Genomic DNA, 13,279 nt, shown 5'->3' on the forward strand with positions numbered 1-13,279 from the left:
GAGCGGAGCGATCAGTTCCGGAAATATTCGGGCAGCCTCGGACTCCTCCGGCTGGCCGCCGCGGTGCCGGGCTAGCGTCCCGGGCATGGCCTCCCACCGAAAACCCCGTGTCGGCCACCTGGCCGCCCGCACCGCGTTCACCCTGGTCACCGCGACCGCGGCGACGGTGAGTGTGCTCTCGCACCCCGGACAGGCCGACCCCCGGCCCAGCCCGGAGCAGGTGAAGGGGCAGCTGGACCTGCTCTACCAGCAGGCCGAGCGGGCCACCCAGGACTACGACGGCGCGGTCGCCCAGGCGGCGGCGCTGCAACGGCAGGCCGCCCAGCTGCAGGAGCAGGCGGCCAGGACCGACGCCGCGATGGACGGGCTGCGCACCCGGCTCGGCGCGATGGCCGCGGCGGAATACCGCGAGGGCGGCATGGACCCCACCCTGCGGCTGCTCACCAGCGCGCACCCGGACGACTACCTCCAGCTGGCGGGCTCGCTCGACCAGGTCTCGGCGGCGCAGCAGCAGATCCTGGACCGGTTCACCGCCCAGCAGGGCACCCTGCGCCGGCAGCAGGCCGCCGTCGCCGCCGGGCTGGCCGCGCTGCAGGCGCAGCGGCAGCGGATCGCCGCCGCCAAGAAGCGGATCACCACCGAACTCGCGGCGGCCCAGCGGCTGCTGGACACCCTGGACCCGGCCCAGCGGGCCACCGTCCAGCAGGACGGCCCCGGCGGTACGGGCGGCAGCGGTACGGGCGCGGGGAAGGGCTCCGGGGGCGCCGGGCGGCCCGCCCCGCCGAGCTACCCGACCGTCCCGGTCTCCGGGCGCGCGGCGGCGGCCGTGGCCTTCGCCGAGGCGCAGATCGGCAAGCCGTACGTCTGGGGCGCGACCGGGCCCGGCTCCTTCGACTGCTCGGGGCTGACCCAGGCGGCCTGGCGGGCTGCCGGGGTGTCGCTGCCGCGCACCACCTACCAGCAGATCAACGCCGGGAAGCGGGTCTCCGCCAGCCGGCTCCAGCCCGGCGACCTGGTGTTCTACTACTCCGGGATCACCCATGTGGCGATCTACGTCGGCGGCGGCCGGATCGTCCACGCCCCGCACCCGGGCGCGGCGGTGGAGTACGCCCCGGTCGGCGAGATGCCGATCTCCGGCGCGGTGCGCCCGGCCTGACCGGCCGTTACACCAGCCGCCGGGCCGTGGCCCACCGGGTCAGCTCATGCCGGTTGCTCAGCTGGAGCTTCCGCAGCACCGCCGAGACATGGCTCTCCACCGTCTTCACCGAGATGAACAGCTGCTTGGCGATCTCCTTGTACGCGTAGCCGCGCGCGATCAGCCGCAGCACCTCGCGCTCGCGCTGGGTGAGCCGGTCCAGGTCCTCGTCCACCGGCGGGGTGTCGGTGGCCGCGAAGGCGTCCAGCACGAAGCCGGCCAGCCGCGGCGAGAACACCGCGTCCCCGTCCGCGACCTGGAAGATCGCGTCGACCAGGTCGGTGCCGGTGATGGTCTTGGTGACGTAGCCGCGGGCGCCGCCGCGGATCACCCCGATCACGTCCTCGGCGGCGTCGGATACCGACAGCGCCAGGAAGCGCACCGCCCCCGCGCCCTCCGGCGAGGCGGCCGGGGAGGTCCCGCCGGGCATCAGCCCGGCGCAGCGGCGCAGCACCTCCACCCCGCCGCCGCCGGGCAGGTGCACGTCCAGCAGCACCACGTCCGGACGGGTCGCGGTGACGATCGCCACCGCCTGCTCCACGTCCGCGGCCTCGCCGACGACATCCACGCCGGTGCGCTCGGTCTGCCCGATCTCGGCGCGCACGCCGGTGCGGAACATCCGGTGGTCGTCCACCAGGACCACCCTGGCCCGGCGTCCGACCGCGGCGCCGTCCTCGGCCGCCGCGCCGTCGGCTCCGGCGTCCCTCTCGTCCCCGCCCGTCGTCATCCGCTCGCCCTCTCCATCTCCAGCTCGACCTCGGTACCCCCGGCCGGTGCCGGACGTACCCGCGCGTGCCCGCCGTTGCGCTGCATCCGGCCGATGATCGACCCGCGCACGCCCATCCTGTCCTCGGGCACCGAGTCCAGGTCGAAGCCGGGGCCGCGGTCGCGGACGAACACCCAGACGGTGTTCCCCTCGACCTCGGCGTACATCGAGACCGGCTCGCCGCCACCGTACTTGGCCGCGTTGACCAGCGCCTCCCTGGCGGCCTGCAAGGTGGCCACCAGTTTCTCGTCCATCGGGCAGTCGCCGACGCAGATCACCTCCACCGGCACCCCGTGCAGGTCCTCCACCTCGGCGGCGACCTCGCGGGCGCACTCGGCCAGGGTGTCCGGGGTGTCCTCGGCCGCGTCCGGGCCGGTCGGCCGGTAGAGCCACTGGCGCAGGTCCCGCTCCTGGGCCCGAGCGAGCCGGGAGACCTCCTTGGGGTCCTCGGCGTTGCGCAGGATCAGGGTGAGCGTGTGCAGCACCGAGTCATGGATGTGCGCGGCGACCTCGGCCCGCTCCTGGGCCCTGATCCGCTCGCCGCGCTCGGTGCTCAGGTCCTGCCACAGCCGTAGCAGGTAGGGGCCGCCGAGCAGCAGCGCCCCGGCGAACACGGCCAGCACCGCCTGGGCCACCTTGGCGAAGTCGGCCAGCGAGCCGGAGACGAACAGGAAGCCGATCACCCCGGCCGCGACCAGCAGCACCCCGGCGCCCAGCCGCAGCGCCGCGTACCCACGCTTGCCCTCCTGGAGCGAGAACCAGCGGGCCCAGCGGGCGTCGTCGGCCTGCCGCCAGACCATCGCCACGCCGAGACCGGTCAGCAGTATCGGCCAGACGTACGGCGAGGTCGCCTGCTTGGTGACGATGTTGAGGAACACCAGCAGCCCGGCCACCACCGCGATCAGCGCCAGTAGCGGCCCCCGGTGGTCCTCGGCGTCGGCCGAACCGGTGCCGGAACCCGGGCCCGCCGCACCGGAAGCCGCGCCGGCGCCGGCCGCCGGTCCGGCCCCCGCCGCGCCCGGCTGCCGCTCCGACCCGGACGGCGGCTCGCCCTGCAATGCCTGCTGCAGCAGCTCGCGCACCCTGCGCAGTCCCCGCGGCTTCTTGACCAGCGAGTACGGGCCGACCCCCGGCACCTGCCAGGTCGTCGCCCGGGTCGCTCCGGCCCGCAGCCCCATCGGCACCGCGAACCAGAACGCCGCGTACAGCAGCGCGCCGAGGCCGTTGCCGAGCAGCAGCACCACGAAGGCCACCCGCACCCAGAACCGCCCGATGCCCAGGTGTGCGGCCAGCCCGTTCGCCACGCCGCCGAGCATCCGTCCGTCCGGAATCCGGTAGAGCTTGCGCACCGGCTCCGGCCCGGGGTCGTGCTCGGGGGCGGGCGCGGACGCGCCCTCCGGCGCGGCCCCGTGGGGCAGCGTCGGATCGGGCCGGGTGCTGGAGTCGGTGGATGCCACCCCTCGATCGTCACATGTCCGGCGGCGTCTGAGGCACCCTTAGGGAGGGATCTCAGGGTCGGACCAGGGAGATGACGGATGGGCGCGGTGCCGGACGGGCCGGAGGATGGTGCCATGACGGATACGCCACCCCCGGCAACAGACGCACCACCCGAGGACGCCGCCCCCGAGCAGCCCCGCCCGGCCCGCCCGCCGCTGGAGCGCAGCCGCGACCGCCGGGTCGTGGCCGGTGTCTGCGGCGGCCTGGGCCGGCACCTGGACATCGACCCGGTGGTGTTCCGGGTGGTGATCGCCGTGCTCTGCGTCTCCGGCGGGGTCGGCCTGTTCATCTACGGCCTGGCCTGGCTGATCGTCCCGGTCGAGCGGACCCGGCGGAACGAGCTGCAGCGGCTGCTCTCCGGCCGGGTGGACGGGCAGTCGCTCGGCGCGGTGCTGGTGACCGTGCTCGGCACCGGCATCTTCTTCTCCTACATGGGCAGCAGCGGCCACCTCTTCCCACTGCTGCTGATCGCCCTGCTGGCGTTCGCGGCGCTGCGCTACGACCCGGCCAAGCACCCGCGCCGCAGCCGCCAGGCCGTGCCGGGGCTGTCCGCGGACGGCGAGCAGGAGGGCTCCGCCGGGTTCGAGGGGACCATTTTCGGGGTGGCCTTCCGCACCACGCCGAAGGCCCCCGAGGAGCAGCCGACCGTCCCGGTGCCCCCGGCCGCGCCGTCCTGGTGGCAGCGCCCCGACCCGCTGCGCAAGGACCCGCTCCGTAAGGACCCGCTGCGCGAGGAGCCGCCGCGCGAGGACGACCCGGGCGAGGACGGCGACACCGCGGTGGACCGGGAGCCGGCCGCCGGGCCCGGGGACACCCCGCCGTGGCGCCCGTACCAGCCGCCGGCCCCGCCGTACCCCGCCCGGCCGGCGCGGGAGCCGCGGCAGCGGTCCTTCCTCGGCTCGGCGTTCTTCTTCCTGGCGCTGATCACCGGCGGCACGGTGTGGTGGGCCGCCGCCCGGCAGCACCACCAGGTCGACGTACTGACCGTGCTCGCCTCGGCGCTGCTGGTGCTGGGGGTGGGCCTGCTGGTCTGCTCGCGCTGGGGCCGCGGGCGCAGCCTGGCGGTGTGGGCGACGCTGCTCACCCTGGCCGTGGCGGCAGTGGGCGCGAGCCCGGTCAAGCTGAACACCTCGTTCCAGCGCACGGTCTGGACCCCGGCCACGGCCACCGCGCTGCTGCCGTCCTACGACCTCAGCGCCGGGCAGGGCACGCTGGACCTGAGCGGCCTCACCCCGGCCCCGGGGCAGAGCCTGAGCACCGACGTCCACGTCGGCGTCGGGCAGCTGCGGGTGATCCTGCCGCCCGGCAGCCGGGTCGAGATCACCGCCCACGTCGGGGTCGGCAGCATCCGGCTGCCGGACGGCAGCGACTCCGGGGGGCTCTCCTCCAACCGGTCGACGGAGCTGAACCCGGGCGCGGCGGCGCAGCACGGAACGATCAACCTCGAACTGAACGTCGGTGCCGGTGACGTGGAGGTCAACCAGTGAAGCGCCATCCGCTCGACCTGTTCTCGCTGCTCTCGGGGCTGACCTTCGTCACCATCGCGGTGCTCTACCTGCTGGACGCCGCGGGGCAGCTGAGCGTCAACGGGCGGCTGGTGATCCCGCTGCTGCTGGTCGCGCTCGGGGTGGCCGGGCTGGCCGCGGCGGTCCACCGGATCGCCAGGAGCCAGCGCGGCGCGGCCGAGCCCGACGCACCGTCAGCGGCGGTACGGCCCGCGGTCGAGGAGCCGCACGGCAGCTCCCGCTACGAGGAGCTGTCGACCGACCTGGAGGCGCTCGGCCTGCTGGACGAGCCGACCGCGCCGGAGCGCCCCGACGACAGGCCCTGAGCCGACCGCCCGGCCCGGCGCCGGGCCGACAGCAGGGCGTCCAGCGACAGGTAGGGCGTCCCGGCCAGCACCAGCGGGGTCCAGGCCATCAGGTAGATCAGGTCGTTGCCGAGGTAGTACGGGTGCACCTGCCAGCTGACGGTGAGCCAGAAGCTCAGGTTCAGCAGCACCCCGCCGACCGCCGCGACCCGTCCCAGCAGCCCGAACAGCGCGCCGAGGCCCACCGCCAGCTCGCCGACCGCGATCGCGACGGCGAAGCCGGCGGGGGCCTTGAGCGCGAGGTCGAGCAGCGGCTCGATCGGGCTGGTCGACTTGATCCCCTGGGTCATCGCGGCGAAGGACAGCGGATCGCCGAGCCCGGCCAGGTAGTGCGGGTCGGTGAGCTTGTCCAGGCCCGCGTAGACGAAGGTGACCCCGAGGAACAGCCGCAGCGGCAGCAGCGCGAACCGTCCCGCCCGCTCCCGTACCCCGCCGCCTGTGTCCGTGGTGCTGTGCCCGGCCATGCCGCCACCTCTCCCCACCTGCCCGGTGAAACGTTTCCGCCGACCGTACGGCCGGGCGGCCACCCGTGACTACGCGCCCGGCGGGGCGGGGGTTCAGCCGGGCTGCCCTGCGGCGCCCCCGGAGGCGTCATCGGACGCGTCGTCGAACGCGCCGGCCAGGGCGTCCTGGTGTCCGGCCACCAGCGGCTGGTAGTTGATCCAGGCCACCAGGTCGTTGCCGAGCTGCTCCCTGGTCGCCACCGCGCTCTCGTGGTCCACCGGCACCGGCTTGCCGGCCGCCTTGGCCAGCAGCTGCACCTGGCAGGAGCGCTCCATGGTGATGAACCACCAGGCCGCGGCGTCCACCGAGTCGCCGACCGTGAGCAGGCCGTGGTTGCGCAGGATGACGGCCTTGTGACCGCCCAGGGCGGCGGCGATCCGGCGGCCCTCCTCCCGGTCCAGCACCACGCCGGTGTAGTCGTCGAACAGCGCGTGGCTCTCGTAGAAGGCGCAGACGTCCTGGGTCAGCGGCTCCAGCAGCTCCCCCAGCGTGGACAGGGCCCTGCCGTGCACCGAGTGGCTGTGCGCGGCGGCGACCACGTCCGGACGGGCGGCGTGGACCTGCGAGTGGATCGCGAACGCGGCGGTGTTGACGTGGTGCCGCCCCTGCACCACCTGGCCCTCGTGGTTCACCAGGATCAGGTCGCCCACGGTGATCCGCTTGAAGGACATCCCGAACGGGTTCACCCAGAAGTGGTCGGTCCACTCCGGGTCGCGGGCGGTGATGTGCCCGGCGACGCCCTCCTCGAAGCCGAACCTCCCGAACAGCCGCAGCGCCACCACCAGCCGCTCCTTGCGGTGCCTGCGCTCCTCCTCGACGGTCTGGAAGGTCTGCGGCAGCGCGAACCGCAGCTGCTCCACGGGCACCGGCGACGGCGGCTGACTGGTCATCACGGCTCTCCTCACGGGGACGGAATCCTCGCTGGGAAGCTACTCCCGGGTAGCTGCGATGACCAGAGCCGCGACCGCCCTGCGGGCTACTCCCACTCGATGGTGCCCGGGGGCTTGCTGGTGACGTCCAGGACCACCCGGTTGACGTCGGGGACCTCGTTGGTGATCCGGGTGGAGATCTTCGCCAGCACCTCGTACGGGACCCGGGACCAGTCCGCGGTCATCGCGTCCTCGGAGGAGACCGGGCGGAGCACGATCGGGTGGCCGTAGGTGCGGCCGTCGCCCTGGACGCCGACGCTGCGGACGTCCGCGAGCAGGACCACCGGGCACTGCCAGATCGAGCGGTCCAGACCGGCCGCGGTCAGCTCGGCGCGGGCGATGGCGTCGGCCTCGCGGAGCAGGTCCAGCCGCTCCTTGGTGACCTCGCCGACGATCCGGATGCCCAGCCCCGGGCCGGGGAACGGCTGCCGCTGGACGATCTCCTCGGGCAGGCCGAGCTCCGCGCCGACCATCCGGACCTCGTCCTTGAACAGCTTGCGCAGCGGCTCGACCAGGGCGAACTGCAGGTCCTCGGGGAGGCCGCCGACGTTGTGGTGCGACTTGATGTTGGCGGTGCCGGTGCCGCCGCCGGACTCCACCACGTCCGGGTAGAGGGTGCCCTGGACCAGGAACTCCACCGACTCGCCGGACGCGCCCGCCTCGGCCACGATCTCGCTCGCGGCCTGCTCGAACACCCGGATGAACTCCCGGCCGATGATCTTGCGCTTCTGCTCCGGGTCGGAGACCCCGGCCAGCGCGGTCAGGAACCGCTCCTCCGCGTCCACGACCTTCAGCTGGACGCCGGTGGCGGCCACGAAGTCCTTCTCCACCTGCTCCGACTCGCCCTTGCGCATCAGCCCGTGGTCGACGTAGACGCAGGTCAGCTTGTCACCGATGGCCTTCTGCACCAGCGCGGCGGCGACCGCGGAGTCGACCCCGCCGGACAGCCCGCAGATGGCGCGCTTGTCGCCGACCTGGGCCCGGATCAGCGCGACCTGCTCCTCGACCACGTTGACCGTGGTCCAGTCGGGGGCGATGCCCGCGCCGCGGTAGAGGAAGTGCTCCAGGATCTGCTGGCCGTGCGTGGAGTGCAGCACCTCGGGGTGGTACTGGACGCCGTAGAGCTTGCGGGCGTCGTCCTCGAAGGCGGCGACCGGGACCACGTCGGTGGAGGCGGTGACGGTGAACCCGGGAGGCGCGGCGGAGCAGGCGTCGCCGTGCGACATCCACACCGACTGCTCGACCGGGGTGCCCTCGAACAGGGTGGATCCGGGCCGGCTGACCGCCAGCGGGGTACGGCCGTACTCGCGCGCGCCGCTGTTGTCGACCGTCCCGCCGAGGGCGACCGCCATCAGCTGGAAGCCGTAGCACATGCCGAAGACCGGCACCCCGGCCTCGAACAGCGCGCGGTCCAGCGAGGGCGCGTTCTCGGCGTACACCGAGGAGGGGCCGCCGGAGAGGATGATCGCCGCGGGCTGCTTGGCGAGCATCTCGGCCACCGGCATGGTGGAGGGGACGATCTCGCTGTAGACCCGGGCCTCGCGGACCCGGCGCGCGATCAGCTGGGCGTACTGCGCGCCGAAGTCGACGACGAGGACAGTGCTCGTCGTGGGTCGGTCGGGGGTCGCTGTGGGCACGGGGCGGCCTTCCGGCAGTGCAATGGGGGGCGGAGCCCCATTCTACCGGCCCCGCGGGACCCTCCCGCTCAGCCCGGGGCCGACCCCGGGCTCAGCCGAAGCGGCCGTTCACGTAGTCCGCCGTCCGCGGGTCCACCGGGTCGCCGAACAGCTGTGCGGTGTCCCCGGTCTCGACGATCCGGCCCGGGGTGTCGTGCGTCGCCAGGAAGAAGGCGCAGGACTGCGACACCCGCTGGGCCTGCTGCATGTTGTGGGTGACGATCACGATAGTGAGCCGTCCGCGCAGCTCGGCGATGGTCTCCTCGACCCGGCGGGTGGAGGTGGGGTCCAGCGCCGAGCAGGGCTCGTCCATCAGCAGCACGTCCGGGGAGACCGCCAGCGACCGGGCGATGCAGAGCCGCTGCTGCTGTCCGCCGGAGAGCGCGCCCCCCGGCGTGCGCAGCCGGTTGCGCACCTCGTTCCACAACCCGGCCCGGACCAGGCTGGACTCGACCAGGTGCGCGCGCTCCTCCCGGCCGACCTTGATCCCGGCCAGCTTGAGGCCGCTGGCGACGTTGTCCTGGATGGACATCGACGGGAACGGGTTCGGCCGCTGGAACACCATGCCGATCCGCCGCCGGACGTCGGACGGGCGGCGGCCGGGCGCGTACACGTCCTCGCCGTCCAGCAGCACCTGGCCGGCCAGCGCCGCGGTGCCGGTCATCTCGTGCATCCGGTTGAGGATCCGCAGGTAGGTCGACTTCCCGCAGCCGGAAGGACCGATCAGCGCGGTGACCTGGCCGGCCTGCATGGTCAGCGAGACCCGTTCCAGCACCTTGTGGGTGCCGAACCAGGCGGAGACGCCGCGGGTCTCCAGGCCGGACAGCTCGCCGGGGGCCGGTGCGGGCGTGGCAGCGGGCAGCTCCATGGTCTGGACGGCGTCGGGGGTGTCAGGCATCGGGGTCGGCTCCTCGTGGCACGGGACAAGCACGGGTACGGAAGGTCAGTAGAGGTTGGGCAGCAGCGCGGCGGCGCTCTCGTAGACGCTCCAGAGCAGCAGCCCCAGCACCGGCGTGAACACCAGGTAGGCCGCGCCCTTCGGCCACCACTGCCGTCCGCGCAGCACCAGCAGCGTCACCGCCGCGAGCAGCGCCAGTGCCCACAGCTGCAGTGCGGGCAGGCCCGCGGTGTCGGAGGCCAGCGCCTGGTCGGTGGGGACGGTGCCGGGACGGCCGCCGGGATTCGCCATGGCGGTGCCGTCCAGCCGGGCGCTGACCGAGATGGTCCCGGTGGTGATCCAGTCCGAGTCGGCGGTGACCAGCACCAGCCGGTCCGGCGACGGGTCGACGGCCGGGTGCGCGCTGCTGCCGTACACGTTGACGGTGTAGACCGAGCGGCCCTGACCGGTGGTGGCGTAGATCTTGTCGCCGACCCGCAGCCGCGCCAGGTCCGCGAAGGGCGCGCCGAAGCTGTTGCGGCGGGCGTAGACCACGCTGACCCCGGTCTGTCCGGGCAGCGCGGTGTCCCGGCGGTGGCCGGGCCCGCGCATCAGGTCGCGTCCGGTGGTGCCGTCGACCACCACGGTCTGGCGCAGCCCGATCGCCGGGATCTCGATCACCGCGACCGGGGCGCCGTCCGGCGCCGTCCCGGTCGGCGCGACCGCTTCGGCCAGCTGGTTCTGGAAGGTGCGGTAGGCGGACGACTGGAAGTGCCCCTCCTGCAGTCCGGACAGCGCCAGCAGGTAGAACACAAAGCCGACCAGCAGGAAGCCGAGCAGGGTGGTCGCGGTCGCGGTGCGGACCAGCGCGTTCCGGCCCCGGCCGGCCGGGGCCGGGGCGCGCGGTCGGCGCGGGGCGGCGGCCGGGGCCGGCCGGGGGGCGGGCGGGGTGGTCGGCGGCGGGGCCGGTGTCCCGCCGGGGACGTCCCCGTCGTCCGCCGGCCGGTCGGCCTTGTCGAGCGTGGGTGCGCTCATCGCCGCGGCCCCCCGTCCTCGGGCTCCGGCTTGGATTCCGGCTCGGGCTCCGGCTTCGGGCCGGGCAGGGGACCGGCCCCGGCCACCGGGCCGAGTCGCCGACGGCGCGTCAGATAGCCGCCCAGGAACGGCGGCACGGCCACCACCGCGAGCAGCTCCAGTGCGGTGAGCGTGGACAGCAGCCGGTCGTCGTGCCGTCCGGACAGCGCGACCACGGTGGCCGGGACCTCGGTCCCGGTGCCGCCGCTGCCGCCGTTCGGGACCACCTGCCCGGTGTCCGGGTCGACGGCGCTCCCGGTCGGCGGGCCGCTCGGGGTGGCGCCGCCGGTCGTGGCGCCCCCGGTGCTGCCGGTACCGCCCGCGGTGCTGCCGCCGCTGGTACCGGCGCTACCCGCGCCGCCGCCGCCGGAGCCGCTCGGGGTGACCGCCTTGCCGCCGCTGACGGTGCAGGTCAGCGGTTCGCCGAGCTTGTCGCAGGGGCTCGGCTGGGGCGCCTTGGTGAGCACGGTCAGCTGGCCGGCCGCGTTGAAGGTCGGGTTGGGGCAGTTGTTCAGCTTGTTCGGGTCGATCCCGTCGTTGTTGCCCGGGATGTGCGAGACCTGGAGCAGCCCGCCCTTGACCAGCCCGCGCGGGATCGGTGAATAGCCGAGCTGGTCCGCCTCGCCCTGCCCGGCGCAGAGGATGTAGCCGATGTACTTGCTCAGCGCGGATCCCTTGGCCGTGGTGAACCGGGGCGGGATGCCGCGCGACTCACCGCTGCGGGGCACGATCAGATAGCTGTAGCTGGAGATCGGATAGGCCCGCGGGTCCTTCATGCCGTAGACCGCGTCGAGGTTCTGCTGCAGGTAGTCGGGGTCGCTCGGCGGGGTGTTGTCGTCGACTCCCTTGATCTTCGCGGCGGTCAGCGCGACGGCGACGTTGGAGGCCGTCGGCAGCGTGTAGTAGCCGTCGGCGTTGAGCATCTTGACGACGGGCCAGTTGGCACGCTTGGCGTAGGCGTACTCGTCGTAGCCGATGGTTCCCTCGCCGGTGGGCGACTGGATGTAGTTGGCGACGACGTCGGAGCCGTTCTGGGAGACCATCCGGCCGGACGGCGGGAAGAACTCGGTGTAGTCGCCGCAGGAGGTCCCGACCTGCGCCTTGCAGTAGGCGTCCCACTGGGCCTTGTGGGTGTGCTCCATGTACCGGGTGAACTGGGCGGTCGCGCCGGAGCCGTCGGAGCGCACCACCGGGGTGATCAGCTCGTGCGGCAGGGTGCCGCCGTAGTCGTGCCTGATCGCCGGGTCGTCCCAGTAGGTGATCTTGCCGGTGAAGATCTTCACCAGGGTGTCCGGGGACATCCGCATGTCGGTGACGAGCTTTCCGGCCACGGTGAGGTGGTACATGAAGGCGGTGCCGCCCGCGGTCACCGGGACGTAGGAGAAGTCGTACTGGGGGTTCTCGGCCGAGCTGTTGTTGCCGGTCGGGTCGCCGGCGTCCCCGTGGGTGCGGAACGGCACGTCGGAGGCGGTGAAGTCGTCCTGGCCCGCGGCCCACTGGGCCCGGCCGGCGGCGGAGCCGTCCGCGGCGAAGTTGATCTCGATGCCCTGCGGCTCGACGTCCTGCCGCCACTGGTCCAGGGCCGGTCCGGCCCAGCTGGAGCCGTCGCCGTTGAGCGACGTGCTGGCATCGGCGGTACCGGTCTGCACCGCCAGGACGGACACGGCGCAGAGCAGCACGGCCAGCAGGCGGGCGCGGAACCGCGGGCCCGTGGTCGTCAGCGACATCAGATCTCCTTGCCGGGGTTGTCGTGGTCGACGAGCAGGTCGCGGGCGGTCCGGCGGCGCTGACGGCGGCTCAGCCGGCCGGGGGCGCGCCCGCCGAGGACCCGCGCCGTGACGAACAGGACCAGCACCATGGCCATCAGCGTCAGCCCGGCGGCGAACCCGCGGGCCACCATGTCCGGGGCCGGGTAGCGGACGTAGTTCCAGATGTAGAGCGGCAGGCTGACCTGGTGCTCGGAGAACGGGTTCGCGTTCATGCCCGAGGTGAAGCCGGAGGTCAGCAGCACCGGCGAGGTCTCGCCGACGCCGCGCGCCATTCCCAGCACCACCGCCGTCACCAGACCGGGCCGGGCCGTCGGCAGCACCACGCTGAGCACCGTGCGCCACTGGCTGCCGCCGAGCGCGTAGGAGGCCTCCCGCAGCGTGCCGGGCACCAGCCGGATCACCACCTCGGCCGCGCGGGTCACGATCGGCATCATCATCACCGTCAGCGCCAGCGAGGCGGCGAAGCCGCTCTTCTGCAGACCGAGGGTCAGGATCACCACGCCGAGGATGAACAGCCCGGCGACGATGGACGGCAGCGCGGTCATCGCCTCCACGACCGTGCGGACCGGACGGGCCATCCGTCCGCCGATCTCCGACATGAAGACGGCGGCGGCGATGCCCAGCGGCACCGAGAACAGGGTGGCCAGGCCCAGTTGCTCCAGCGATCCGACGACGGCGTGGACCACGCCGCCGGAGGTGATCGGCGAGAGCGTGGCGGTGTGCAGCATGTCCTGGGTGAAGAAGTTGGCGTGCGAGGCAGCGTGCTCGCCACGGAACGCCACATAGCCGACCTGGTCCAGGATCAGCGCCACCACCAGCAGCCCGGAACTGCCCAGCAGGATCTGCACCAGCCGCTCGCGCACGATCCTGCCGTCCCACTGCAGCCGGGCCACGCCCCAGGCCGTGCCGAGGAACACCAGGTACCAGCACAGCAGGAAGCCGAAGGCGCCGCTGAACGGCAGCACCCGCTCGTACAGCAGCCAGGTCAGCGCGAGCGAGCCGCCGGCCGCGCCGACGGCGGTCAGTACCGTGCCCTGGTCGACGCCGCCGAGCCGGATCCGCTGCTCGGGCTCCTCGGCGGTGGCGGTCGGGGTCGGGTCCGTACTCACAGTCGTCGTCATC

At 73.5% G+C, this 13,279-nt stretch carries 12 protein-coding genes; 3 read left to right on the forward strand and 9 right to left on the reverse strand.

Features of this window, described 5'->3' with window-relative positions; genetic code table 11:
* The first annotated feature begins 85 nt into the window (after positions 1-85).
* The gene (locus ACEZDE_RS10585) at positions 86-1,156 is read left to right on the forward strand and encodes a C40 family peptidase (protein ID WP_380534887.1); all 1,071 of its coding nucleotides are present in this window, start codon (positions 86-88) and stop codon (positions 1,154-1,156) included.
* A gap of 7 nt (positions 1,157-1,163) precedes the next feature.
* Here the strand turns inward: ACEZDE_RS10585 and ACEZDE_RS10590 are convergent, their stop codons facing one another.
* Positions 1,164-1,922: a LuxR C-terminal-related transcriptional regulator gene (locus ACEZDE_RS10590; protein WP_380534889.1), complete on the reverse strand. Its 759-nt coding sequence runs from the start codon at positions 1,920-1,922 to the stop codon at positions 1,164-1,166.
* Entirely contained in the window at positions 1,919-3,310 is a 1,392-nt protein-coding gene (locus ACEZDE_RS10595) for a PspC domain-containing protein (RefSeq protein ID WP_380535139.1), read from the reverse strand. Before ACEZDE_RS10595 ends, ACEZDE_RS10590 begins: the two co-directional genes overlap by 4 nt.
* A gap of 222 nt (positions 3,311-3,532) precedes the next feature.
* Between ACEZDE_RS10595 and ACEZDE_RS10600 the strand changes: the two genes are divergently transcribed.
* Positions 3,533-4,945, forward strand: a complete 1,413-nt coding sequence (locus tag ACEZDE_RS10600; protein ID WP_380534891.1) for a PspC domain-containing protein — start codon at positions 3,533-3,535, stop codon at positions 4,943-4,945.
* Positions 4,942-5,289, forward strand: coding sequence for a hypothetical protein (locus ACEZDE_RS10605; protein WP_380534894.1), 348 nt, complete (start codon positions 4,942-4,944; stop codon positions 5,287-5,289). The genes ACEZDE_RS10600 and ACEZDE_RS10605 overlap by 4 nt, the downstream gene beginning before the upstream one ends.
* Here ACEZDE_RS10605 and ACEZDE_RS10610 read toward each other — a convergent pair.
* From ACEZDE_RS10610 to pstA, 7 genes are all read right to left on the reverse strand, one after another.
* Positions 5,205-5,792: a DoxX family membrane protein gene (locus tag ACEZDE_RS10610; protein WP_380534896.1), complete on the reverse strand. Its 588-nt coding sequence runs from the start codon at positions 5,790-5,792 to the stop codon at positions 5,205-5,207. The genes ACEZDE_RS10605 and ACEZDE_RS10610 overlap by 85 nt on opposite strands.
* A gap of 93 nt (positions 5,793-5,885) precedes the next feature.
* Positions 5,886-6,722, reverse strand: coding sequence for a class II aldolase/adducin family protein (locus tag ACEZDE_RS10615; RefSeq protein ID WP_380534898.1), 837 nt, complete (start codon positions 6,720-6,722; stop codon positions 5,886-5,888).
* An 86-nt stretch (positions 6,723-6,808) separates the two neighbouring features.
* Positions 6,809-8,398 carry a glutamine-hydrolyzing GMP synthase gene (guaA, locus tag ACEZDE_RS10620; protein ID WP_380534900.1) on the reverse strand — a complete coding sequence of 530 codons (1,590 nt, stop codon included), beginning with the start codon at positions 8,396-8,398 and terminating at the stop codon, positions 6,809-6,811.
* A 91-nt stretch (positions 8,399-8,489) separates the two neighbouring features.
* Positions 8,490-9,305: a phosphate ABC transporter ATP-binding protein gene (locus ACEZDE_RS10625; RefSeq protein ID WP_380535142.1), complete on the reverse strand. Its 816-nt coding sequence runs from the start codon at positions 9,303-9,305 to the stop codon at positions 8,490-8,492.
* 75 nt (positions 9,306-9,380) lie between these two features.
* Positions 9,381-10,349, reverse strand: coding sequence for a sortase domain-containing protein (locus tag ACEZDE_RS10630; RefSeq protein WP_380534902.1), 969 nt, complete (start codon positions 10,347-10,349; stop codon positions 9,381-9,383).
* On the reverse strand, positions 10,346-12,115 hold the full coding sequence (locus ACEZDE_RS10635) for a phosphate ABC transporter substrate-binding protein PstS (RefSeq protein ID WP_380534904.1): 1,770 nt from the start codon (positions 12,113-12,115) through the stop codon (positions 10,346-10,348). The genes ACEZDE_RS10630 and ACEZDE_RS10635 overlap by 4 nt, the downstream gene beginning before the upstream one ends.
* Positions 12,115-13,278, reverse strand: a complete 1,164-nt coding sequence (gene pstA, locus ACEZDE_RS10640; protein WP_380534906.1) for a phosphate ABC transporter permease PstA — start codon at positions 13,276-13,278, stop codon at positions 12,115-12,117. The genes ACEZDE_RS10635 and pstA overlap by 1 nt, the downstream gene beginning before the upstream one ends.
* Position 13,279: the final 1 nt, after the last annotated feature.

The organism is Streptacidiphilus cavernicola (assembly GCF_042510955.1).
Lineage (GTDB): Bacteria > Actinomycetota > Actinomycetes > Streptomycetales > Streptomycetaceae > Streptacidiphilus > Streptacidiphilus cavernicola.

Coding starts and splice junctions, on each gene's coding strand:
- ACEZDE_RS10635 (WP_380534904.1), bottom strand. CDS start 12,115: ATGTCGCTGACGACCACGGGCCCGCGGTTCCGCGCCCGCCTGCTGGCC.
- ACEZDE_RS10600 (WP_380534891.1), top strand. CDS start 3,533: ATGACGGATACGCCACCCCCGGCAACAGACGCACCACCCGAGGACGCC.
- ACEZDE_RS10630 (WP_380534902.1), bottom strand. CDS start 10,349: ATGAGCGCACCCACGCTCGACAAGGCCGACCGGCCGGCGGACGACGGG.
- ACEZDE_RS10625 (WP_380535142.1), bottom strand. CDS start 9,305: ATGGAGCTGCCCGCTGCCACGCCCGCACCGGCCCCCGGCGAGCTGTCC.
- ACEZDE_RS10615 (WP_380534898.1), bottom strand. CDS start 6,722: ATGACCAGTCAGCCGCCGTCGCCGGTGCCCGTGGAGCAGCTGCGGTTC.
- ACEZDE_RS10610 (WP_380534896.1), bottom strand. CDS start 5,792: ATGGCCGGGCACAGCACCACGGACACAGGCGGCGGGGTACGGGAGCGG.
- pstA (WP_380534906.1), bottom strand. CDS start 13,278: ATGACGACGACTGTGAGTACGGACCCGACCCCGACCGCCACCGCCGAG.
- ACEZDE_RS10585 (WP_380534887.1), top strand. CDS start 86: ATGGCCTCCCACCGAAAACCCCGTGTCGGCCACCTGGCCGCCCGCACC.
- ACEZDE_RS10590 (WP_380534889.1), bottom strand. CDS start 1,922: ATGACGACGGGCGGGGACGAGAGGGACGCCGGAGCCGACGGCGCGGCG.